Source organism: Anoxybacillus andreesenii, from assembly GCF_030813005.1.
Classification (GTDB): Bacteria; Bacillota; Bacilli; order Bacillales; family Cytobacillaceae; genus Robertmurraya; species Robertmurraya andreesenii.
The window spans coordinates 237,740-257,978 of the sequence record NZ_JAUSTU010000001.1; the positions used below are offsets into that span (position 1 = coordinate 237,740).

Annotated in this window: 27 protein-coding genes and 1 pseudogene; 22 read left to right on the forward strand and 6 right to left on the reverse strand. The window is 37.4% G+C overall.

The features are described from left to right. The first annotated feature begins 6 nt into the window (after nucleotides 1-6). The 7 genes from J2S07_RS01185 to J2S07_RS01215 all read left to right on the forward strand — a co-directional run bounded on the left by J2S07_RS01185 (nucleotide 7) and on the right by J2S07_RS01215 (nucleotide 5,355). Complete coding sequence (locus J2S07_RS01185) at nucleotides 7-696, forward strand: ABC transporter ATP-binding protein (RefSeq protein ID WP_307148564.1); 690 nt, start codon at nucleotides 7-9, stop codon at nucleotides 694-696. After that, complete coding sequence (locus J2S07_RS01190) at nucleotides 693-1,523, forward strand: hypothetical protein (protein ID WP_307148565.1); 831 nt, start codon at nucleotides 693-695, stop codon at nucleotides 1,521-1,523. The genes J2S07_RS01185 and J2S07_RS01190 overlap by 4 nt, the downstream gene beginning before the upstream one ends. 15 nt (nucleotides 1,524-1,538) lie before the next feature. After that, complete coding sequence (locus J2S07_RS01195) at nucleotides 1,539-2,747, forward strand: hypothetical protein (RefSeq protein WP_307148566.1); 1,209 nt, start codon at nucleotides 1,539-1,541, stop codon at nucleotides 2,745-2,747. 46 nt (nucleotides 2,748-2,793) lie between these two features. Continuing rightward, nucleotides 2,794-3,309, forward strand: a complete 516-nt coding sequence (locus J2S07_RS01200) for an RNA polymerase sigma factor (RefSeq protein ID WP_307148567.1) — start codon at nucleotides 2,794-2,796, stop codon at nucleotides 3,307-3,309. 169 nt (nucleotides 3,310-3,478) lie between these two features. Further along, nucleotides 3,479-4,096 carry an NUDIX hydrolase gene (locus tag J2S07_RS01205; RefSeq protein ID WP_307148568.1) on the forward strand — a complete coding sequence of 206 codons (618 nt, stop codon included), beginning with the start codon at nucleotides 3,479-3,481 and terminating at the stop codon, nucleotides 4,094-4,096. A gap of 212 nt (nucleotides 4,097-4,308) precedes the next feature. Next, nucleotides 4,309-4,821, forward strand: a complete 513-nt coding sequence (locus J2S07_RS01210; RefSeq protein ID WP_307148569.1) for a GNAT family N-acetyltransferase — start codon at nucleotides 4,309-4,311, stop codon at nucleotides 4,819-4,821. 93 nt (nucleotides 4,822-4,914) lie between these two features. Next, on the forward strand, nucleotides 4,915-5,355 hold the full coding sequence (locus J2S07_RS01215) for a GNAT family N-acetyltransferase (RefSeq protein ID WP_307148570.1): 441 nt from the start codon (nucleotides 4,915-4,917) through the stop codon (nucleotides 5,353-5,355). Between the two features lie 66 nt (nucleotides 5,356-5,421). On the opposite strand, the gene J2S07_RS01220 is transcribed toward J2S07_RS01215, so the two are convergent. Then, nucleotides 5,422-6,072 (reverse strand): hypothetical protein, encoded by a 651-nt coding sequence (locus J2S07_RS01220; RefSeq protein ID WP_307148571.1) that lies wholly within the window; start codon nucleotides 6,070-6,072, stop codon nucleotides 5,422-5,424. Between the two features lie 168 nt (nucleotides 6,073-6,240). Between J2S07_RS01220 and J2S07_RS01225 the strand changes: the two genes are divergently transcribed. Both J2S07_RS01225 and J2S07_RS01230 read left to right on the forward strand, forming a co-directional pair. Then, on the forward strand, nucleotides 6,241-6,738 hold the full coding sequence (locus tag J2S07_RS01225) for a GNAT family N-acetyltransferase (RefSeq protein ID WP_307148572.1): 498 nt from the start codon (nucleotides 6,241-6,243) through the stop codon (nucleotides 6,736-6,738). An 84-nt stretch (nucleotides 6,739-6,822) separates the two neighbouring features. Beyond that, a complete protein-coding gene (locus J2S07_RS01230) occupies nucleotides 6,823-7,104 on the forward strand; it encodes a hypothetical protein (RefSeq protein ID WP_307148573.1) in 282 nt (93 codons plus the stop codon). A 68-nt stretch (nucleotides 7,105-7,172) separates the two neighbouring features. Here J2S07_RS01230 and J2S07_RS01235 read toward each other — a convergent pair whose 3' ends face one another. Beyond that, nucleotides 7,173-7,676, reverse strand: a complete 504-nt coding sequence (locus J2S07_RS01235) for a hypothetical protein (protein WP_307148574.1) — start codon at nucleotides 7,674-7,676, stop codon at nucleotides 7,173-7,175. A gap of 123 nt (nucleotides 7,677-7,799) precedes the next feature. On the opposite strand from J2S07_RS01235, the gene J2S07_RS01240 reads away from it, so the two are divergent. The 11 genes and pseudogenes from J2S07_RS01240 (at nucleotide 7,800) to J2S07_RS01290 (ending at nucleotide 14,995) form a co-directional block, all read left to right on the forward strand. Beyond that, nucleotides 7,800-9,875, forward strand: coding sequence for a DUF4179 domain-containing protein (locus J2S07_RS01240; protein ID WP_307148575.1), 2,076 nt, complete (start codon nucleotides 7,800-7,802; stop codon nucleotides 9,873-9,875). 166 nt (nucleotides 9,876-10,041) lie between these two features. After that, on the forward strand, nucleotides 10,042-10,275 hold the full coding sequence (locus J2S07_RS01245; RefSeq protein WP_307148738.1) for a transporter suffix domain-containing protein: 234 nt from the start codon (nucleotides 10,042-10,044) through the stop codon (nucleotides 10,273-10,275). Further along, the gene (locus tag J2S07_RS01250; protein ID WP_307148576.1) at nucleotides 10,265-10,687 is read left to right on the forward strand and encodes a MarR family winged helix-turn-helix transcriptional regulator; all 423 of its coding nucleotides are present in this window, start codon (nucleotides 10,265-10,267) and stop codon (nucleotides 10,685-10,687) included. The genes J2S07_RS01245 and J2S07_RS01250 overlap by 11 nt, the downstream gene beginning before the upstream one ends. A 168-nt stretch (nucleotides 10,688-10,855) precedes the next feature. Further along, a complete protein-coding gene (locus tag J2S07_RS01255; RefSeq protein WP_307148577.1) occupies nucleotides 10,856-11,392 on the forward strand; it encodes an RNA polymerase sigma factor in 537 nt (178 codons plus the stop codon). Next, nucleotides 11,382-12,287, forward strand: coding sequence for a stage II sporulation protein P (locus tag J2S07_RS01260; RefSeq protein WP_307148578.1), 906 nt, complete (start codon nucleotides 11,382-11,384; stop codon nucleotides 12,285-12,287). The genes J2S07_RS01255 and J2S07_RS01260 overlap by 11 nt, the downstream gene beginning before the upstream one ends. Before the next feature lie 229 nt (nucleotides 12,288-12,516). Continuing rightward, complete coding sequence (locus J2S07_RS01265) at nucleotides 12,517-12,834, forward strand: hypothetical protein (protein ID WP_307148579.1); 318 nt, start codon at nucleotides 12,517-12,519, stop codon at nucleotides 12,832-12,834. Between the two features lie 40 nt (nucleotides 12,835-12,874). Continuing rightward, nucleotides 12,875-13,546 (forward strand): AlkZ-related protein, encoded by a 672-nt coding sequence (locus J2S07_RS01270; RefSeq protein ID WP_307148580.1) that lies wholly within the window; start codon nucleotides 12,875-12,877, stop codon nucleotides 13,544-13,546. Beyond that, a pseudogene (locus tag J2S07_RS01275) lies at nucleotides 13,522-13,932 on the forward strand (GNAT family N-acetyltransferase); the annotation flags it as partial. The gene J2S07_RS01270 and the pseudogene J2S07_RS01275, both read left to right, overlap by 25 nt. Nucleotides 13,933-13,989: 57 nt before the next feature. Further along, nucleotides 13,990-14,442, forward strand: a complete 453-nt coding sequence (locus J2S07_RS01280; protein ID WP_307148581.1) for a class I SAM-dependent methyltransferase — start codon at nucleotides 13,990-13,992, stop codon at nucleotides 14,440-14,442. Between the two features lie 120 nt (nucleotides 14,443-14,562). Beyond that, nucleotides 14,563-14,751, forward strand: coding sequence for a hypothetical protein (locus J2S07_RS01285; protein ID WP_307148582.1), 189 nt, complete (start codon nucleotides 14,563-14,565; stop codon nucleotides 14,749-14,751). A gap of 67 nt (nucleotides 14,752-14,818) precedes the next feature. Continuing rightward, a complete protein-coding gene (locus tag J2S07_RS01290) occupies nucleotides 14,819-14,995 on the forward strand; it encodes a hypothetical protein (protein WP_307148583.1) in 177 nt (58 codons plus the stop codon). Between the two features lie 124 nt (nucleotides 14,996-15,119). Here J2S07_RS01290 and J2S07_RS01295 read toward each other — a convergent pair whose 3' ends face one another. Further along, entirely contained in the window at nucleotides 15,120-17,396 is a 2,277-nt protein-coding gene (locus J2S07_RS01295; RefSeq protein ID WP_307148584.1) for a UvrD-helicase domain-containing protein, read from the reverse strand. Between the two features lie 110 nt (nucleotides 17,397-17,506). Here J2S07_RS01295 and J2S07_RS01300 point away from each other — a divergent pair, with 110 nt between their 5' ends. Beyond that, nucleotides 17,507-17,785, forward strand: coding sequence for a hypothetical protein (locus tag J2S07_RS01300; protein WP_307148585.1), 279 nt, complete (start codon nucleotides 17,507-17,509; stop codon nucleotides 17,783-17,785). Nucleotides 17,786-17,790: 5 nt separating this feature from the next. Here the strand turns inward: J2S07_RS01300 and J2S07_RS01305 are convergent, their stop codons facing one another. The 3 genes from J2S07_RS01305 to J2S07_RS01315 all read right to left on the reverse strand — a co-directional run bounded on the left by J2S07_RS01305 (nucleotide 17,791) and on the right by J2S07_RS01315 (nucleotide 19,516). Then, nucleotides 17,791-18,465 carry a DUF421 domain-containing protein gene (locus J2S07_RS01305; RefSeq protein ID WP_307148586.1) on the reverse strand — a complete coding sequence of 225 codons (675 nt, stop codon included), beginning with the start codon at nucleotides 18,463-18,465 and terminating at the stop codon, nucleotides 17,791-17,793. A gap of 112 nt (nucleotides 18,466-18,577) precedes the next feature. Next, complete coding sequence (locus tag J2S07_RS01310) at nucleotides 18,578-19,000, reverse strand: GNAT family N-acetyltransferase (RefSeq protein ID WP_307148587.1); 423 nt, start codon at nucleotides 18,998-19,000, stop codon at nucleotides 18,578-18,580. A gap of 6 nt (nucleotides 19,001-19,006) precedes the next feature. Continuing rightward, a complete protein-coding gene (locus J2S07_RS01315) occupies nucleotides 19,007-19,516 on the reverse strand; it encodes a YjcG family protein (protein WP_307148588.1) in 510 nt (169 codons plus the stop codon). Nucleotides 19,517-19,663: 147 nt separating this feature from the next. Between J2S07_RS01315 and J2S07_RS01320 the strand changes: the two genes are divergently transcribed. Next, nucleotides 19,664-20,197 carry a phosphatidylglycerophosphatase A family protein gene (locus J2S07_RS01320; RefSeq protein ID WP_307148589.1) on the forward strand — a complete coding sequence of 178 codons (534 nt, stop codon included), beginning with the start codon at nucleotides 19,664-19,666 and terminating at the stop codon, nucleotides 20,195-20,197. The last annotated feature ends 42 nt before the right edge of the window (nucleotides 20,198-20,239 follow it).

Here is a 20,239-nt window from a genome sequence, read left to right on the forward strand (position 1 = left end):
ATCCTTGTGATTGAAGTAAAGAATGTCACGAAAAAGTTTGGTAAAAAGACGGTTCTAAAAGGAGTCTCTTTCACTGCCGAAAAAGGAAAGATTACTTGTTTAATCGGGATTAACGGTGTTGGGAAGACAACGATCATGAAAGCGATTATGGCTTTAACCCCAATTAATTCAGGTGAGATTCTCATAAATGGGGAGAAAATCCATAAAGGGAGCTATGAGAAAATTACTTTTATTCCCGATACGATTACGATGCTGCCGAATATGACGATTAAAGATGCTTTTACATTTATGGCTGATTTCTATGACTGCTGGAATCCAAAACGAGCAGATGAGCTTCTTCAATTTTTTAGACTACAAGAGTCAGATAGAATTTCCGAATTATCAAAAGGGAATACCGCAAAAGTAAACCTTATTCTCGGACTTGCTTTGGATGTTGATTTTATTTTAATGGATGAGCCTTTTTCAGGCATCGATATCTTTAGTAGGGAACAGATTGCGGATGTGTTTACAAGTCATTTAATTGAGGGCCGCGGTGTCATTATCACAACCCATGAAATAAATGATATTGAGCATTTAATTGATAAAGCGGTGCTTTTAGATAATGGGGTCGTATTGAAGGAATTCGATACCGAAGAAGTGAGAGAGAATGAAGGAAAATCGGTTATCGATGTCATGAGAGAAGTGTTTAGAGCATGAACCGTTATTTGAAGCTAGTCAATTTTGAGACAAATCGTTTTTTAAAGCTATATCTCGTTCTCATTGGGATTGTTTTCTTTGTGCAAATGATAGGAGTAATCATTGTATCACGACTATATGTCAATTCTGCGAATGAAGCGATATACGAGGATTTCTTAACGAAGGCGCAGTTCCTAGATCAATATGGATATATGTCCTTTATCAACTTTACCAGGACAGCTTGGTTCTTGGGACCGATTATGCTTTCTATGGCAGTATTAATTATTTATGTGTTCTTCATTTGGTATCGTGATTGGCTCGGAAAAAACACATTTGCTTATCGTTTATTGATGTTGCCGACAGAACGCATTAATGTGTATTTAGCAAAGGCAACAACGATGCTAATATTTGTTTTAGGGCTTGTTTCCGTACAGCTATTATTATTTCCTTTGGAGAATCAAGTAATGAAGTGGCTGGTTTCTGATGATTTTCGGATGGATTTCTCTGTTAAACAAATTACTACGAGCAATGAGCTTGTCATCCTTTTCCCTAATACATTTACTGAATTGCTTCTTTATTATGGTGGTGGAATGGTTGCAGTATGCATCGTTTTTACGGCCATTCTGTTTGAACGGTCCTACCGCTTAAAAGGGATCATCTATGGGATTCTCTATTGTGCAGCTTCACTGCTAGTCTTTTTTGCACCTGTCTTCGTGGATGCTTTTCTGTTAGGAAACTTCCTGTATCCACTTGAGTTATTCTTTATCGAGATCGTTATGGGATTCCTTGTTTTAATAGGCGCAATTTGGATAGGTCATTACCTATTAAAGAATAAAGTAAGGGTTTAAAGAGGGGGCTACATGATGAAACGATACTGGAAAATTATTTCTCTTTGCGTGCTAACGGTTCTGATATTGGGTTTCTTTTACATTCAATCGGGCCTAGCTGCAAAAGAGGATATCAAAGTTGAATTTGAAAAAGTAAGCGGTAATCAAGCAGAATTAGAAAAAATACTTTTCTATGGCGATTATGAAATTGGCAACATTTATCAATCCTTACACTTTACCAATCAAGAAACCATCGATATAAATCAGCTGTCTCTGCTTCAAAGTCTAAATAGGGAACTATCATCACCTTACTATAAAAAATTGGTAAAGGAATACAGAAGTTTTATGCGTGGAAAAATCTTCACAACGAATAGCTTCTATGAGGATGAAAAAATATTAGCATACGCAGAGTTAGATTATCAATCAGCAAAAAAGTCTTCATTTGATATTGATGTTTTAGATAAGAAATCGGGAGAAACTACATCTATTAAATTGGATTTACCGGAAAAGGAAAAATACAACTGGGCAGATGTCTCAGAAGTTCAGGCTATAGATGGAAAGCTAAAAGTATTTGTACGAGGATTCCAGGTAACCGGGACATCTGAGATCAATTTATATACATTTGACATTGATAAAGAAAAGCTAGAAGAAAATGAAGTCCTTCTTTCTACATCTGAAAAAGAGAACAACTGGTCAGATATTCGAATGATAAATAGTTATCAATCGAGCGGATACGAAAGGTATATTCTATTTAATATTGAAACTCAGCAGGTTGAAACTTATGAAGATGAATCTTCAATGGAAATGAAAGATAATCTTGAAACAGCCAACAAGGAGCTAATTATTTACGATATTGAAACAGGCAAAACTAATAAAATGGTGACAGATGATGAAATGATCGGTTTTCTAGATGCAGCTAGTGTCTATGATTCAACTCTGTTTATCCCAATCCAGGTCGAAAATCGTTTTGAAATAAATCAGTATGATATCGAGAAGCAAGTGTGGGGGAAAAAGATAACATTTGATGTACCAGCTCCAGAGGATGGACATTCTCCAGGACCCTATATGAAATTAATGAATGGAAAGTTCTATCTAGTTAGTGCTACGAAAAAGGGACATTCACTTGTAGTTGGCGACATTTCAACAGGAAAAACATTATATGAAGGAATCATGAAAGTGAAAAAGGACGGTGTAGAACAATCAGATTACCGTCTCTATATTCACGAAATGGAAACAGTCCAATGACTCGGCCTAAGCATGTGATGGTGAATCAATAAGGTGGGGTAATAAAATGAAGGAATACGAAATTGAACGTATTATTGCGGATTATGAAATTGGGCTGCGATATTTAGCTTTTCGCTATGTACGGGATTGGATATTGGTCGATGATATTATGCAGGATGTCTATTTGAAGGTCTTTTTGAAGTTAGATACTTTCCAAGGTAAATCAAATATTAAATCTTGGCTCTATCGAATTACTGCTAATCAATGTATTGATTATCTTCGTAGTAGAGAGATGAAATCAACGGTCTTAATCGATAATCTTGAGGAAGTGGATTCTCACAGTGGTGTGTCAGTTGAGAATGATATCATTGAAAGGCTAGAAAAAGAAGTGCTATATCAAAATATTCGTTCTTTGCCGGATGACTATAAGCAAACATTATCTCTATACTACCTTAATGACTATTCGTATAGGGAAATTAGTGAAGCTCTATGTAAGGATATTACTTATGTAAAGAATCGACTTTTCAGAGGAAGACGTTTGTTAAAAAAGGTCTATCAGGAAAATGAGTTAAAGGTAGTATAATATCAAGGAATCAATAGGTTTATCACGGGGCTATTCTTCAAGTAGGGGAATAGCTTTTTCTAATGGAACAGAATGAAGCATGAAGCAGTGGTATGGAGGTTATGGTATAATTTACTAAAATATTGTGAGGTTAGGTGATTTTGAAATAATTTGATTGGTGGTGATTGTGATGGAGCCAAAATGGCTTGATTGGGCAAAACAGCTACAATCCATTTCACAGGCAGGGTTAACATACTCTAAAGATGTTTATGATTTAGAGCGGTTTGAATTAATAAGAGAAATGAGTGTTGAAATATTATCACACTATACAGATGTTGAAAAGACGAAAATAAAAGACTTATTTGCCAATGAAACTGGATATGCAACACCAAAAGTAGATATTCGAGCTGTTGTTTTTAGAGATAAGAAAATTTTAATGGTTAAGGAGAAGACAGATGGCGATTGGTCGTTACCAGGCGGCTGGGGGGACATTGGATTAACCCCAAGTGAAGTAGCGGTTAAAGAAGTAAAGGAAGAATCAGGGTTTGATGTGAAGGCAACGAAATTGTTAGGTGTATTTGATAAGAAGTGCCATCCGCATCCTCCTTCTCCTTACCATGTTTACAAAATCTTCATCCAATGTGAAATCATTGGTGGACAGCCAGAAAAGGGAATAGAAACGAGTGCAGTTGAATTTTTTGCTGAAAATGAATTGCCTCCATTATCTGTAGCAAGAAATACAGAATCACAAATTCAACTTGCTTTTAAACATTTGCATCATCCACAGGAACCGGTTTATTTTGACTGATATGAAAATGAGTTCTGTATTAGAATCCTGTTCTAAGACCTAAGGCTGATGATGTAATAACTATGGCATACAGGCTTAGATGAACATTTTCGGTAGTTGGACAAATTTTTGTACAATAAAGGCCATTCTTCCAACAAGAAAATGGCTTTTTCCTGTTAAGATACGAGGAAAAGAATGTTTGCTTTATTAAAAAATATATGGGAGAGTGGCCCATGAAGATTATCGAAACAGAGAGATTATATTTAAGAGAACTAACCTTTGATGATATACAAGATTTATCAAAGGTTCTGACTGATCCAGAATCAATGCAGTATTACCCTGAGCCATTTAGTCTAGAAAAAGTGGAAAAGTGGATTAAATGGAATATGGATAATTATAAGAAATACAACCATGGACTTTGGGCTGTCATTCTAAAGGATGGAGAAAAATTTTTGGGGGATTGCGGCATCACCATGCAAATGATTGAGGATGAAAAAGTACCAGAGATTGGTTTCCATATTATCAAGGACTATTGGAATAAAGGTTATGCAACTGAGGCGGCAATGGCGTGTAAGCACTATGCCTTTGAAGTTTTGAATTATCCAAAGATATTTTCCTACACCACGATTAGAAACCTTCCATCACAAAAAGTAGCTGAGAAAATGGGCATGCAGACATATAAGATATTTGAGAAAAATGGGGAAACACAAATTGCTCAGGTTGCCATTAATACGCAAGAGTCCTAGCTTTAAGTACTGAAAAAGCGTATTCATTCATCTATAATGGGGGTACTTTTCGATAGAAATAAATGACAAATAAGAAACGGGGAGGTTAGGGCTATGAATGATCCGATAATAAAAGATCTGCAATCGAAAAACGATATCCTCGCAGCGTTCCCAGTTATAAAGCAGCTGCGGTCGCACCTAGATGAAGGTACATACCTTGAATTGGTTAACGATGCTATGGAACATGATGGCTATAAGATGTTTGCTTTATTTGAAAAAGCGCAAATCGTTGCGGTGGTTGGTTTCAAGCCGATGATCACTCTTTATTATGGAAGATTTGTATGGGTCTGTGATTTGGTTACGGATGAAAATACACGTTCAAAAGGATATGGTGAGAAACTGCTTACCTTTGTTCATACATGGGCAAAAGAGCATCAATATGAATCGGTCGCTTTATCATCCGGTTTACAGCGTGAGGATGCCCACCGATTCTATGAAGATAAGATGGAGTACGACAAGGTTAGTTATGTGTTTAAACGGACTCTAGATGATTGAAAGCAATAATCCTTGTTTATTGAGGATATTTACAGATTAGCTGGCTATTTGTTTGACCGTATCTCATTATTCGGTGCGGATTTGGTATAGCTTTGTTAAAAAGATGGAGATGAGGAACAATAACTCGAATACGTTCATGAGTAGGGGGTTTTTAATCCAGATCCCAACAACACCTCCAATAATCATTGCAAATGTGCCAATAAAGAGCCAAGGAAAGTGAAATTTTCTAATTAATAAGAACCCAACCACAAGTAGAACAGTCGTGACGACTACCACCATGAATGGACTGCTCGTATAGGCAATATTTTCATAGGTTAAAAGACCATTCTCCCACCTTGGTTCCATTTTTATTTTTATGACTTCAAAAATAAGTTCGAATAGGATTAATCCGATTGTTAAGAGAGGAGCTAGCACCTTCCATATCGTTTTTTGGGCCCAGCGGAAACCAGTCTTGAAACAAATTCCCCAAGCGAATAATATGAGAGTAGGAGTTAAAAAAGCATGTAACCAATGACGGCCAATACTAAGGTTTTTTAAAAACAGACCTTCACCAATTATGCTACCGGATGCAATGATCAAATTGTCATAAACTAATCCAAGTAGGACGATAAGAGGGATGTTGGTAACATCTAGCCACTTGTTTTTTCTAACTAGAACAAACCAAGCAAAAAACAAACATAGATACCCGAATGCAAGAAGGAAAAATAGAAATGTCATGGTCCACATCCTTAATTGTTTTTCCTATTATTGCCATGTTAACTCCTGGTTACTCACCTAAGGTGTCCATGATTTCCAAATGATTCAAGAGTATAAAGAAATGGGTTTAAATTTAAAGAAATTAGTTAGTGATATACGATATGAATGTTGTAAAGGGAGAGTTGGTTCATGATCGTTAGAGAAGGTATATCATCTGATGCAGAAAAACTTGCACATCTTATCCAACAGGTTGAAGAAAGCTCACAATATATGCTATGGGAAGCAGGTGAGAGAAACATTCAGCCTGAATCTCAACAAAAGATGATCGAGAGCATGAGGGAGAAAGATAACTCTATTATTCTTGTTGCTGAACAAAATAATGAGCTGGTTGGGTATTTGTTTGCTATCGGAGGAAATGCAAGGAGAAATAAACATGCAGCTTATATCGTGATTGGCATTCACAAGGGTTTTAGGGGAAAAGGAGTCGGAACTCTTCTATTTGGGGAATTGGAAAAATGGGCCAGCAAACATAATCTGCATCGATTAGAATTAACGGTTGTCACTCGTAATGAAGCGGGGTTATCCCTGTATAAAAAGATGGGCTTTGAAATTGAAGGGACGAAAAGGGATTCACTGCTGATTAACGGCGAATATCAAGATGAATTCTATATGGCGAAACTGCTATAATTGTAATAGAGGAAGGCTGTTCTTCAAGAAGGAGGATGGCTTTTTTTGTAGAAATTTAAGGAGTAATTTATTTCTGACAGGGTGGTGGAGTTTTGGACATTCAAGGTATGGTGGGGCAGCTTTGCAGGACAGTTTGCAGTGGAAAGGACGACTGATGAAAAGGTAGAAAGTCTGTATCGGGATTTGGCATATTCACTCCAGAAAAAATGGATAGAGCCATTCAAGGCATTGCATATTAGTTTACTGTATGATGAATGTGTGTTGGTAAATGCTAATACCTCGTCGTATTTTGCCGTTCTCCCGATAAGAGATTTTTTTGTTGCATACAAAGAATTGGTTCCAAGACTGCAAGGATGTTTTGATTAATTTGATTTAAGGAAAGTTTTTGACAAGTAAGCGATAAACCAAAGAGGACTTGCCGTTTGTATATTTCCTTAATCAAGTTTAAATTTTTCTAAAGAGGCTGGTGGTCCGGATAGTGTGTCGATATAGGCCCTTATGACTTTCATGTCATGGGTTAAGGGATCTTCTTCAAAGATAAGATGCATACCGCTGTCATCTTCCTTGTAAATGGAGTATGCCCATAGCAATCTATTGGGTTTATCAACAGGCACTTCATTGATAAATTCTTCGTAATGGACCTTGTATCGAGGTACTTCCCCCTGGAAACGTTCCGAAATCTCTGCTTCGGTCAAGCCAATTAATTCGCTATCCTTCGGCAATTTCCCTCCTTCAGCATCAGACCAGTATTGATCTACTATTCCCTTCATGATGTCATGATTGGTTACATGGGAAGTGTTTGATTCAGTATAAAAGAAAAAACTTTTTGTAGTCTCCACAATCTCTTTTTCGATCGTTTGATTTGCATCTTCATTCTTTGGAACACAGCTAGCTAGGACAATAACAAGAAGAACACTTGATATGATTGCTTTCTTCATCAAAAAAACCTCCAAAATCTGTTAATGGGATTATTACTATTATACATAGGAAATAAGGAAAATTATAGGAGGAAATAGCTTGTTATGATATAGTTTAAGAGAATGGGAAAGGGGGAACTATTTATGCCCCAAGCAAAAATAGACTCTATATCAATAGCGATGACAAGAGAAAAAAATATAAATTCCATCGTCGAATGGTTCGCTCAGCATAAAAGATCATTTTATTTACTTGGTTGGTCTTATCTGAGGAATGAGCAGCAAATGGAGGAGCTTTTTTTTCAAGCCATACATAGAATGAGTAAGGAAATTTCCCGATATAAAGGGAATGCATCATTTGAAACGCAGGTTACATCGGTTTTTATGGAGCTTTGCCATGAACTTTCTAGCTCTAGAAGTTCTCAGGTGTCTGAGGAAAATGAACAATATCGAGATTTGTTTGATGCACTTGATCAATTAGAAGAATGCGAGAAAGATATCATTTTACTATCATATGTAAAAGGAATGTCGAAGGAGGAAGCGGCAAATCTTCTGCAAGTTCCAGTGGGCAAGCTGAAAGAACATTTGTTTTCTGGAATCCAGTCACTTAGAAAAGCGATGGGGTACGGCTCACACTTTAGCGGCTGTAAGGAATACTACTCGAATTACATCGATTATTTAGAGAAAAACATGGATCGTTCAAAAAAGATTGATTTCGAGATGCATATCTACCATTGTCACGACTGTCAGGAAGATTTAGCTACCTTTCAGGATGTCATGTTACGCCTGCTCAATCTTACCGAAAGGCTTGGTGAATTCTTTATCCCCTCTGATTTTATGGAAAACGTCAAAGCTCGGGTTTTAGAAAAGGAAAAGAAACGCCAACTGCGGATCAAGAAGCATACAAGAAGAGGATTTGCTATGGCAAGTATCTTCTTGGTATTAACGGGTCTTGGTTTTTTTACAGGGGCCTTTGCCAATCTTTATTATTCATGGACAGAAGATAATCCGGAATTACGTCCCTTTCTTCAGCATCATCTGGGTAAAATGTTGAACCTGGAAGCGGAAAATGACGGGGTGAAAATCACCATCAAAAGTGCAATTGCTGATGAGGTTCAAACGCTTGTCTTTTATGAAATAGAGGATACGACCGAGGACAACCAGTTTATGATGATGTATGAGGATGGGGTTTCCATTGAGAACACAGGCGAAATCATGATCCGTAATGTATATCCTAGGTACTATCCACCTGATTTTGAATCAGATATAAATAAAAATGAAAGAAATGTATATCAAGGGAAGTTGAGTTTACCGCCAATAAATGAAGAAAGCGGGACGCTCAAGCTGAAAATCACAAAACTACTGAAACTAATCAATATGTCATCAAATTCAAATAATTATTGGACTTATGATAATATAGAAGAGAAGATAGGGGAGTGGAGCTTCGAAATCCCTGTAACTAAAAAGCCTTCCACCGAGTATGTATTAGATGAAGAAACAGAAATTGAGGGAATTCCCGTTCGAATGGAAAAGCTAACGATTGCACCAACAGCTACGATTATCCAATATGCTGTTAATCAAGAAAAGGCGGAAAAGCAGATCGAATATCTCGATCTTGATTGGCTAGAAGTGAACAATAAGAAATTTGAAACGGATTTGTATGGCAATTCTTATATGGGTTCTAATCAAGACATGAATTGGACAGGCTATCAAACATATTTTGACCCTCTTTTTGAAAACAATCCAAAAGAAGTGAAAATTAAATTTAGAAAGGCTCAATTAAGAATAGAAGATTTAACAACCATCATGTTGGATGGAACCGTGAACTACCCACAAACTTTTGAATATGCAGGTAGTACAATATCCATTGAGAAAGTGGAGGTTGGGGAACCGACCGAAGTTGTGATCAGCAATCATGAGATTGAGAATCGTATATATGAGAGCCTGCATTTCGGTATTATTGACGAGAATGAGAATTTTGCTAACAATACGGAGATGAGCTCTGAAGGTGTGCTCGTTGATAAATATGGGAAAGAATATAACTCAAATGAAACTACTTTTTCATATGAAGAAATTGAACAGCCTCGTTTTTTTGAGACTATCAAAACCGTGAGACTATACAATGAAAATTCAGAGGAAAAAATAATTCCCAAAAGACTTGAAATTTATAGCTATTTTACAACGAAATATTTGGATGATATGGTGAAAATATCGTTGGATTAAGGCGTATTTGAGATACGTCTTTTTCTTATGGTATAAAAGCTCTTTGTAGATATGAAATCCTCCATATATAATTTAGTTAACTAAACTAAATTATATATGGAGGATTGATGAATTGAGAAAAGGGAAACGTTTAAAACAATCGAAATCAATCTTTTATAATCTTGGAATGGGGCTCTTAATTCTATCTCTATTGCTTTGGCTAATTCCAGTTATCACACCATTTACATCATTTTCAACGAAGGTAAAGGCAGGGGCCATTACGGGAAGCATCATAATCGCAGAAATAATTTTTTGGATTGGTGCTTTGCTCGTTGGAAAAGAAGTAGCTGCAAAATTCAAGGGCTATTTGAACCCGAAAAATTGGCGAAAAAAGAGTGAGGAGCAACAGCATGAAGATTAAAAATATTGCAGAGCAAATTAATGAAACGATTGAAGATATATGGATGATACTCGAAAAAAAGGAAAGAGCCTATACGAAATTCAAATTAAATAACCAACAATATGTTTTATTAACACTGATTATTCGGCATCCACATTCTTCTCCAACAGAATTAGCGGAAAAAATGGAAATCACGAAAAGTGCCGTCAGTCAGCAATTAGCCAAACTTGAGAGGGAAGGCTATATCATCAGAAAGCAACACCCTGAGGACAAACGTGCATTTTCAATTGTATTGGGAGAAAAGGGAATGCTTTATCAACAAGAAATGAAAGCATTCAACCAGCAGGTTTCTGATAAATATCATGCGAACCTGTCAACGGAAGAAATGACAAACATGTTGTCAACTCTCCAAAAGCTGAGGGAAATACTTTAGAGTTTATCGTTCGACAATCGTAGATTCTTTAAATGGGAGAGTCTTAACATTTCATACCCCTCCGTGATTTAAAAGACGGTCTTTTCTGATAAACAAAGATAGGATCTTGTAACCTTTTATATAGCTCAAACGATTAATATATAAATACCTAATAGGGGAGGGGACATTTTGCCTGATATTGAGAATTTGGAGGATAGTATTATTGAAATCTATCGGAATCATTATTTAGACGTTTACCGCTTTCTCATTTGTTTTACTGGAAATCAAAACGATGCTGAGGATTTAACTCAGGAAGTATTTATACGTGTTTTGAACAATCTAAATAAATTTCATTCAGGCAGTTTAACGACTTGGATTTTTTCAATCGCAAAGCATGTTGCTATTGATGATTACAGGAAAAAGAGATTCAGTTCCATATTTAAAGATGGTTTTTTCAAGCGGATAGCATCGATGGAGAAGAATCCTAGTGATTTTATTGAGCAGGACGAATTGAAAAGAACGGTCCACACAGCAATTTCAAAACTCAAACCTAGTTATAGATCAGTTGTCATTCTAAGAGGGATTAACGAATTTTCAATAAAAGAAACAGCATATATTCTAAAATGTAGTGAATCAAAGGTTAAGGTGGATTATCATCGGGCCTTGAAAATACTTAAGAACCAATTAAATATGGTTGATTTGGAGGTTATCAAGAATGTCAACTGATAAGGAATTATTTGATCAGATGAAAGAATCTTATGCCATGAATCCAAGACCGGATTTTGTTTCCAATACAGAATTATATCTTAGAAAGGCTGCCAAGAAAGCTAAGAGGAAGAGTTCATTTCAACTTATATCAATTACTTCAGGTGGACTTATTGCTTGTATTATTGCCATGTCATGGCTTTTTACCTTTAATGGAAAAGAATTCATCCACAATACGCTAATTTCCGTGAAAGAAAATACTCCATCATCCATTATGAATAAGAATGAACCACTTATTTATATTTACCATACCCATAATCATGAGTCATTTAGCTCAGAAACATTGTCAAAAGACCCTAATAAGGCATTTCATCATGAAAAAAATATTTCCCTGGTTGGCTCAAGATTTAGTCAGGCATTAGATAAAAGGAATATCAGCAACATCCACGAAAAAGGTGATGTCATGGGTGATTTGAAACAAAAGGGGGAAACCTATTATCAGTCATATACAGTTTCTAGGGAACTTCTCAACAATGCTCTAGAAAACAATGAGAGTATTAAAATGGCATTTGATATACACAGAGATTCGCATAAAAGGAATGCTACCACCACTAAAATAAATGGAAAAGACTATGCGAAAATTGTTTTTATTGTCTCGCAGTCAAGTCCAAATTATGATGAAAATTTAAACTTTGCCGAGAATCTTCATTACAAGGTTATGGAATTATACCCCGGTTTATCTAGAGGAGTAGTTATAAAATCAGATACAAATAAACAAAGCACCTATAACCAAGACCTAAAAGATGAATTAGTCATCCTGGAAATAGGTGGATTTGAAAATACATTAGAAGAAGAATATCGAACGGTCGATGCCTTGGCGGAAGTTATTGAAGAAATATTAAAAACGGAGAAATAGAATCTTAGAAAAATCCCAAAATAGTAAATTGGGCCACAATAGAAGTGTTGATCCAAGAAGGATTAACGCTTCTTTTTGTTGAAGTACTACAAGACGAATTATAAGATAATACGGGGTTCACAGGCTCAATGGAAAGAACACCGACGATCTTCAATTTATTCACGACTTTGCAGCTAATCGGGTACCCGTTTCCAAGCGTTTTGGAACCGCAAATAATCAGGGGATTCTTATGTTCCATTGTATGTATGTGTTTCATCAAGATATTTACTATTTGGAACGTGAGGATGCTATCGTTATCTTTAAAAAGGATAATGAACAAATTGATATTTTCGATGTTATTTCAAAGAAAGGGATTTCCATTCATGATATTCTTTCAAAAATTGTGGATAGAGATACAAAAAAGGTTGTCTTTCATTTTACCCCAGACTACCCGGAAATTTTTACAAAGACTGAGTTGTATCATGGTAGTGATGTATGGTTCATTAGAAGAAATGATCATGCTCCACTTCCATTGAATTTGAAGCATCCGTTGACTTCTCAGGCATAATAATGGGGATGAAATCTTAGAGCTTGGAGGGAATAAATAAATGAAGTATGAGGTAAAAACATATGAGGAAGCCATTAATGTAATAAACGAGGTGGGTATACTCCCCTTGGCCCCGTTAATACCTGATTTTCCTTCTTTAAATACCATTACCCGACCGGAATATTGGCATTCGGAAACGGAGTTTGACCCTTGGATTTGGAGAACAAAATTCTCAACTGACGGTGTTGCAGGATATGGAAAATTTATAAAGAAAAAATCGGTTTTGGTTTCACGACAATTTCTTCCTTATGTAAAGAGGGTTTTAGGTTATCAGGAATCTGTCGATGAACGCTACTTTAATGGAACGGTTTCGAAAGAAGCGCTTGATATTTACCAGTTGATTCGTCAGGAGGAAGGAATAGATACAAGGGCATTAAGGGGAAAAGCAGGGTTAAAAGATAAAGACAAAAAAAGAATATTTGAGAATGCATTGCTCGAACTGCAAGGTTCAATGGATATCGTTATCTCGGGAATACAAGAGAAAAGAAATGAATTAGGCGAGAAGAATGGGTGGAGCAGTACAGCCTTTGAAACCTATAATTCTTGGATTACTAGAAATGGAATAGACATCATTTCCATTGATAAGGAACAAGCAAGGCAATTTCTCATGGCCCATTTTTCAAATATATGTAGTGCTGAGGGGATAAAAAGGCTGGGGAAAATATTTGCCTAAAGGTTCAATCTTTGCTTTATTCTGAGAAAGGGATAAATCTCCCTGAAACCCGGGTTCCCGATTCAACATTTTGGTTGGTAAATGATCACAAGCGGGTTATTGGTGTTGTGAATATTCGGCATAGATTAACTGAGAGATTACTCTGTTGTGGTGGACATATCGGCTATGGTATACGCCTGTCTGAAAGAAGAAAGGGGTTTGCGACACAACTTTTAGCTTTATCCTTAAATAAAGCAAAAGAAATCGGGATTCAAAAGGCACTCGTGGTCTGCGACGAAACCAATATTGGCTCTGAAAGAACGATTTTGAATAATGGGGGAGTGCCAGATATCAGTTTCGTCGAGGAAGATGGAAATGTTATTAAAAGGTTCTGGATAGAGTTGTGAATGTGCCTAGCTTTAAATTATGAAAGATTAGGTCATCGTAAAGGAGGGAAATAAGATATGAAGACAACAAATTATTCAAAAATTGCTGAAAGATATGATAAGAACCCATATAGGGTTAATGAAATTTACTTTGATGCTGAATTAAATGAAGTTATTAATAAAAATAGTAGAAGTGAATATCATGTATTGGATTTATCCTGTGGAACCGGTCTATATCTCGAAAAACAGAAAGGCTATTTTGATAAAATGGCAATTAAGTGGTATGGATTAGATTTATCCGAGCAAATGTTACAAAAAGCTAGGGACAGGTTAAAAAATGTTGACTTAATTTTGGCAGATGTTGAGAATATGCCATACCAGTCAGACACCTTTGATTTTATTTCAAATAACTATGCTTTTCATCATTATCGAAATAAGGGTCAAGCCTTAGACGAAATCTATCGAGTACTTCAAAAGGGTGGCATTTATAAACTACATAATATAGCCATTCACGAAATGCCTAATTGGTAGGTTTATCATTATTTTTCTTCGGCCTATTGTGAAGATCTAAAGAGATATTGGGAAAAAGAGATATTATTCTATGAGCTTACAGCAAGAGGTTTTGAGGTTAATTTAAGAATTGGATACAGAATGGAAAATATAAAGGTATGTGACTACCTAGCACATGCGGAGAATAGAGATATTTCAGTACTTACTTTAATAGATGATAAGGAATATGAGGAGGGTTTAGAAAAAATGAGGTTTGATGTGAAAACGAACCCTGATAAGACGATTTCGAATGATTTTGCGGAACTAGTCTGTATCGCAAAAAAACTCTAATGCTAAAGACTGAGTATTTCTTGTCAAATAACTAGGGCTTTAGTTACTTAAAGGGGAGGCGAACTGGTTGAAAATAAATAAATTTTTTGTCGGCTTCTTGGCGGGAACTATTATTTGTTTGCTGGCTGTTTACTTTGTCTTTGATTACTTTTCCTGGTCTTTCACCGGTGGTTACCTAGCAGGCATTATTATATTTGCATTGTTGCTAAATTTGATTAGAGGGCGGAATCTTTCTAAAGATTAGGGATGCAAGTCTGTCAGATGCTGAAGGAATTACTTGAACAATGCCCTCAGATAAGTAAATGAAGACACAAAACTCGAAATCTATTTGATTTGTGTCTTCATGAGGCAAGCCAGATAACCTTATCTTACCGAACTGGCGCCAGAAACCTCGACGGGTGGGCATTTTTACCACGGCGATTGTCGGGGATGGAGAGATACAACTCCTCCATAGCCCTAGTCACTGCGACATAAAGCAAACGCCTTTCCTCCTCTAAAGCTGCCATATCCCCATTTCGATAGGAATCGAGGGCATAATCGTGGGGAATGCTTCCGTCCACAGCACCAAGCACATAGACTACCTTGTATTCTAACCCCTTAGACCGATGAATCGTGCTTAAGGTTATTGCATCGTCCAGCTCTTTGCTGAGATTTTTGATTTCTCGATTCATGGCAGTCATGTGGGCGACATGATCCAGTAGCTCGGCAATCGACCGGAACCCTTTTGCAACTACCTTTAAATCTCGAATATCATCTGAACCCTTATCCAGCTTGTTTCCTTCATTACCCCTCTTTTTAATAAAATCTCCATATCCGAATTCCCTTTCTACCGTCTCGATCGCTGTTAGCGGAGATAAAGCATGGAGGGAACGGATGACACTCACAAGCTTTCGCAGCTTTTTCTCCTGAAACGCAAAACCAGTTTTCACAGCACTCAAGGCTTCAAGAATGGTGCAATCCTTTAGAATGCTTTCCGCTTTAATATCCTGAAGAACGCTATTTTTTACAAAAAGGACGGGCAGGATGTCCCTCACAGCGTGCTGATCCTCTTCATCGAGGGCCAGCTTTAAAAAAGAAAGCATTCCTTTTACGATAAAGCGTTCATAAAAAGGTTCCACATCCAAATCAATGGTAAAAGGCAGACTAGAATTGGCAAGTCTCTCAAATACGGCACGGCTTCCCGTATTGGTGCGGAATAGAATCGCAAAATCACTCGGTCTATATCCCGCCTCAATCTTTTCTTGCATATCCTGAACAATCATCGTGGCTTCTTCTTCCTCATCATAAGGGAAAAACAACATCGGAGCAGAGGAGGTAGACCTTTGCGCGTGCATCACCTTAGGCTTACGCTCCTTATTTTTTTGAATGATTGCATTCGCAGTTGCTACGATTTCATGTGTGGAGCGATAATTTTCATTCAAAACGACAACTTTCGCATTTGGAAAATCTTTTTCGAATTTTTGCAGGTACTCTGGGTTGCTTCCTCGAAATGAATAGATAGATTGATCATCGTCACCGACCGCACAGACATTTCCAGAAGAAGCAATCATGCGGATTAGCTCATACTGCACCTTATTAATATCCTGAAATTCATCAATCAAAAAGTACTGAAAGCGATTTTGATAGCTTGCGAGAATCGATGGATTTTCCTGAAAAAGCTGAAAGCATCCAAGCAGCATATCGTCAAAATCAAATAATCCCTGCTGGCTCTTTGTTTTTTCATAATGGTCGTACAGGAAAGTGACTTTCTCTTCCCATGGGGACTCAGGCCTAACCTGAGAAGGAAGGCAGAGAGAATTTTTCCAGAAGCCGATTTGCTGTAGGGCTAAGTCGTAGGCGAATTCCTTTTCATCAAGATTTAGTTCTCGGCCGCCCTCCTTCAAAATTTGTTCCTTCTGCCAGTCCTTTTTTAATAGCTTATGAGAATTCCAGCGTTCTCGATCATGAAAGGCGAGAATGCGGTAAAAAATGCTATGAAAGGTACCAGCCAACAGCTGCCCAACGTGTTTTCGTTCCATTTTTGGGTAGTGAGATAGTCGATTTTTCATCTCGGCTGCCGCTTTTGCTGTGAAAGTGACGAGCATGATTGTTCTTGGGTCGATTTGTTCTTCATGTAGCATGTAGGCGGTTCGTGCTGTTAAGACACGTGTCTTGCCACTTCCTGCTCCAGCAATGACAAGAAGGGGGCCATTCGTAGACACAATGGCCTCACCTTGATTCGTGTCTAATGCAAACCCCTCATTTTCTAACAATTGGATATAGGGGTGGGCCAAGGAAGAGAGATTATTTTCTTTTTTAGTAAAAGGTGAAAGCTTCGAAATGCGCTTAGGATTTTTGAACTCCGTTCTGGTTTCGACTGTTGAAATAGAGCGTGAAATGGGTATTTTGAAGCCGTTCCGCTCAATATACTCGTCATTTTGGGCTATTGGCTCAGCCGTTTTATGTATAGGATCCTGGCAATTTTCTCGTTTGGATAGATGATAAAAATGGGGTTCTCTTTCAATTCCCAAGTATAATCGAACTGGTTCTTTGCAGACAGGGCATTGAAGCTTGCCTTTTTTCCCAGCATCATAGATAAATTGGTAGTTTTCCCTCTTAAGCTGATTTAAGTCAATTATGTTTTGGTCAATCATGGCTGTATTCATTGTGTTACTCCTTTTCAAGTCTCTTAAGGACAAAATTTCACACAATCCTAATCATAACAAAAAACATATACTTATGTAAAAGGGCTAAAAATTTGATTGAGGTGAGAAAGATGGCTTATATTCCACCAGTTTCGAACAATCAATACGAGCAATATGCCGAAAGAGAATTCAAGAAAAACTATGATCCGTTTCATGTGGGTCCGATCAATCGGGCGAATCCTGCGGCAGGAAACAACAATACAAATGTAACCTTATCCAAAGGGACGTCTCTAAAGAAATCCATTAAAAAGAAGCGGACTTCGATTAAGAGGGCGGTGAATCACTCAGTCAGTGATAAGGCCATCAGTGAAATTACGGGCAAAGGCAGAAACTTTAACGACAGCATTTAAACATCCTAATAGGATTGTAGAAGCAATGGTTCTCCCTCTTTCCACTCAGCATATAGAATGTCCTTTTCGGATTTGAACCCTTGCTGCTGTATGGCATCAAGTAATTTCTTTTTATCCCATTGAATCATATGGAGATTATCCTCCTCAATGATCCCGTCGAGAATCAAAGTCACCGGTAAAGTGACTGGGGAGAGGGGGAGATTTAAATCCCGTATCGTTACATTTTGATAGTTTGGTTTCTTCAAGACGCTAACCGAACCATCTGTTTCTATAATGGCGTATTCACACTCCCTAATGGAAAAAACATCTTTCGAGCGCAGTAAGTGCTGGAGCTGGTTAATGTCCATATGTACTTCTTTTAGAACGTTGTAATCGATCCTTCCTTTGCGAATGACAATCGAAGGCTCGCCCTCGAGCAGCTTTCGTAGCCCCTTTTTCTTCTGAGTAATAATTTCAGTGGAAAAGATTAAGATCCCCCAGACGACAACAGCAAATATGACCTTGGAGAATTTAATGTCATTATCATACATAGCGTTCCCAACAAGCTCACCTAGAATAAGAGCAGAGATGAAATCAAAGGGAGTAATTTGCGTGATCTGGGTCTTTCCCATTAACTTTGTCAGAACGAATAGCGCAGCATAGCCAAAGATTAGCTCCAATAATATCTGTAGAAAATCCATTATCCTAATTCCCCCACAATTGAGCAATTTCTCCTTAGTATTGGTAATGATTAGAGGAAATATAAAAAAACTTGGTGGGGGACCAAGTTCTTTTTTTGAAAGCTCTTAAAAGCTATATATGCTTTGCCATTGTTCTATGTGGGATGCCAGCATCCATAAATTCCTCGGAAATCACTTCATAGCCTAAATTTTCGTAAAAAGGAATCGCGTGTGTTTGGGCATTCAGCTTCAGTTTGCTGATTCCTTTGCTTTTGGCGAAAGCCTCAATTCCTTCCATGATGACTCTTCCTGCACCAGTACCACGTTTCTCCTTTAGAACACAGATGCGCTCTACTTTGCCGTAGTCATCGACGACACGAAATCTTCCTGCTCCTACTGGTTCATTGTGGTCGTATAAGACAAAATGTTTGGATTCTGCTTCAAGATGATCAATTTCTTCCTCAACAGGAACCTGTTGTTCCTCCACAAAGACTACCTTACGAATTCGGTAGGCATTTTCAAGTTCTTGATTATTCTTGACTAATTTGAGATTCAAGCTGCATTATTCCTTTCCGAGACGAAATGTTTCATAGACTGTCCATTGTCCATTTTCAAGTTGATAAAGCAAGTGGAAGCGGTCAACTGTTTCCTCATGGTTAATCGGTTGCATTCTTAGTGAGCTATACACATCAGAATGTTCATCATTTGATAAATTCTGTCCGACGGTGATATGTGGAACGAATGAATATTCCTGCGGACGATCAACGATTGAGGCAAGTGCTTCGTGAAGATCAACAATCTCATGCGAAGACTCAACCTTCATATAAATCACATTATTCACTGGTTGAAATGAGCTGAATTTCAATACCTTCAGTTGAAATGGAGAAAATCTTTCAGCAGTATTGCGAATTTGGTCTGCTAATTTCTTGATTTTGTCATCGTCTTCTTCAAAAGAACTGATCAATGTTAAATGTGGGGGAATAAGTGCGTAGTGTGTATCGTATCTTTTTCGGTAAGCATTAGCCTTATCTTGAAGAGACTTAGATGGGAAAATAACGATTCCATATTTCATATCTTAACCTCCTGAGCCATTAAATTTTACAAGTATTATATCAAACATTAAACAGTATTGACAGAAAGTTCATAAATAATCTATTCACATCAAAGACGATTCGACATGTTATAATCTTATTATTCAAAAGAGAGAGGAGACATAATAATGACAAGAGTACATAGTAGAGTTGTTACAGAAGCAGCAAGAAAATCCTTAACAGAGCGAGGGGTATCGATTGAAGCCATAGCAGAAATTGTTTATGATATGCAAATTCCGTATAACAAGAATTTAACATTGTCAGATTGTATTGAAAGCGTTGAAAGTGTTCTATTAAAGCGGGAAATTCAGCATGCGATATTGGTAGGTGTTGAGCTCGATAGGCTTGCTGAGGAGAAGAAACTTTCCGAGCCGCTGCAATCCCTTGTTGAATCAGATGAGGGTTTATTTGGGGTTGATGAAACGATTGCTTTTGGGGCAGCCCTTGGATATGGAAGCATCGCAGTTACAACCTTTGGTCACCTTGATAAAAACAAGATTGGCATTATAAGAGATTTGGATACAAAAAAAGGAGTCGCAGTCAATACATTTCTTGATGATATTGTTGGAGCCATTGCAGCTACAGCTGCATCCCGCTTGGCACACCGCTTTCGTGATCTAGAAGAGCAATTAGAAGAAGAAGGAATACCTACAGGGAACTAATGTTTCCTGTGGGGGATTCTGACAAAAAATGATACTGTTGAC

Excerpts from the sequence above, each read along its gene's own strand:
- J2S07_RS01190 (WP_307148565.1), top strand. The coding sequence starts at position 693 with ATGAACCGTTATTTGAAGCTAGTCAATTTTGAGACAAATCGTTTTTTA.
- J2S07_RS01195 (WP_307148566.1), top strand. The coding sequence starts at position 1,539 with ATGAAACGATACTGGAAAATTATTTCTCTTTGCGTGCTAACGGTTCTG.
- J2S07_RS01200 (WP_307148567.1), top strand. The coding sequence starts at position 2,794 with ATGAAGGAATACGAAATTGAACGTATTATTGCGGATTATGAAATTGGG.
- J2S07_RS01205 (WP_307148568.1), top strand. The coding sequence starts at position 3,479 with ATGGAGCCAAAATGGCTTGATTGGGCAAAACAGCTACAATCCATTTCA.
- J2S07_RS01210 (WP_307148569.1), top strand. The coding sequence starts at position 4,309 with ATGAAGATTATCGAAACAGAGAGATTATATTTAAGAGAACTAACCTTT.
- J2S07_RS01215 (WP_307148570.1), top strand. The coding sequence starts at position 4,915 with ATGAATGATCCGATAATAAAAGATCTGCAATCGAAAAACGATATCCTC.
- J2S07_RS01220 (WP_307148571.1), bottom strand. The coding sequence starts at position 6,072 with ATGACATTTCTATTTTTCCTTCTTGCATTCGGGTATCTATGTTTGTTT.
- J2S07_RS01225 (WP_307148572.1), top strand. The coding sequence starts at position 6,241 with ATGATCGTTAGAGAAGGTATATCATCTGATGCAGAAAAACTTGCACAT.
- J2S07_RS01235 (WP_307148574.1), bottom strand. The coding sequence starts at position 7,676 with ATGAAGAAAGCAATCATATCAAGTGTTCTTCTTGTTATTGTCCTAGCT.
- J2S07_RS01240 (WP_307148575.1), top strand. The coding sequence starts at position 7,800 with ATGCCCCAAGCAAAAATAGACTCTATATCAATAGCGATGACAAGAGAA.
- J2S07_RS01245 (WP_307148738.1), top strand. The coding sequence starts at position 10,042 with ATGGGGCTCTTAATTCTATCTCTATTGCTTTGGCTAATTCCAGTTATC.
- J2S07_RS01250 (WP_307148576.1), top strand. The coding sequence starts at position 10,265 with ATGAAGATTAAAAATATTGCAGAGCAAATTAATGAAACGATTGAAGAT.
- J2S07_RS01260 (WP_307148578.1), top strand. The coding sequence starts at position 11,382 with ATGTCAACTGATAAGGAATTATTTGATCAGATGAAAGAATCTTATGCC.
- J2S07_RS01265 (WP_307148579.1), top strand. The coding sequence starts at position 12,517 with ATGTTCCATTGTATGTATGTGTTTCATCAAGATATTTACTATTTGGAA.
- J2S07_RS01270 (WP_307148580.1), top strand. The coding sequence starts at position 12,875 with ATGAAGTATGAGGTAAAAACATATGAGGAAGCCATTAATGTAATAAAC.
- J2S07_RS01280 (WP_307148581.1), top strand. The coding sequence starts at position 13,990 with ATGAAGACAACAAATTATTCAAAAATTGCTGAAAGATATGATAAGAAC.
- J2S07_RS01285 (WP_307148582.1), top strand. The coding sequence starts at position 14,563 with ATGGAAAATATAAAGGTATGTGACTACCTAGCACATGCGGAGAATAGA.
- J2S07_RS01295 (WP_307148584.1), bottom strand. The coding sequence starts at position 17,396 with ATGAATACAGCCATGATTGACCAAAACATAATTGACTTAAATCAGCTT.
- J2S07_RS01300 (WP_307148585.1), top strand. The coding sequence starts at position 17,507 with ATGGCTTATATTCCACCAGTTTCGAACAATCAATACGAGCAATATGCC.
- J2S07_RS01305 (WP_307148586.1), bottom strand. The coding sequence starts at position 18,465 with ATGGATTTTCTACAGATATTATTGGAGCTAATCTTTGGCTATGCTGCG.
- J2S07_RS01315 (WP_307148588.1), bottom strand. The coding sequence starts at position 19,516 with ATGAAATATGGAATCGTTATTTTCCCATCTAAGTCTCTTCAAGATAAG.
- J2S07_RS01320 (WP_307148589.1), top strand. The coding sequence starts at position 19,664 with ATGACAAGAGTACATAGTAGAGTTGTTACAGAAGCAGCAAGAAAATCC.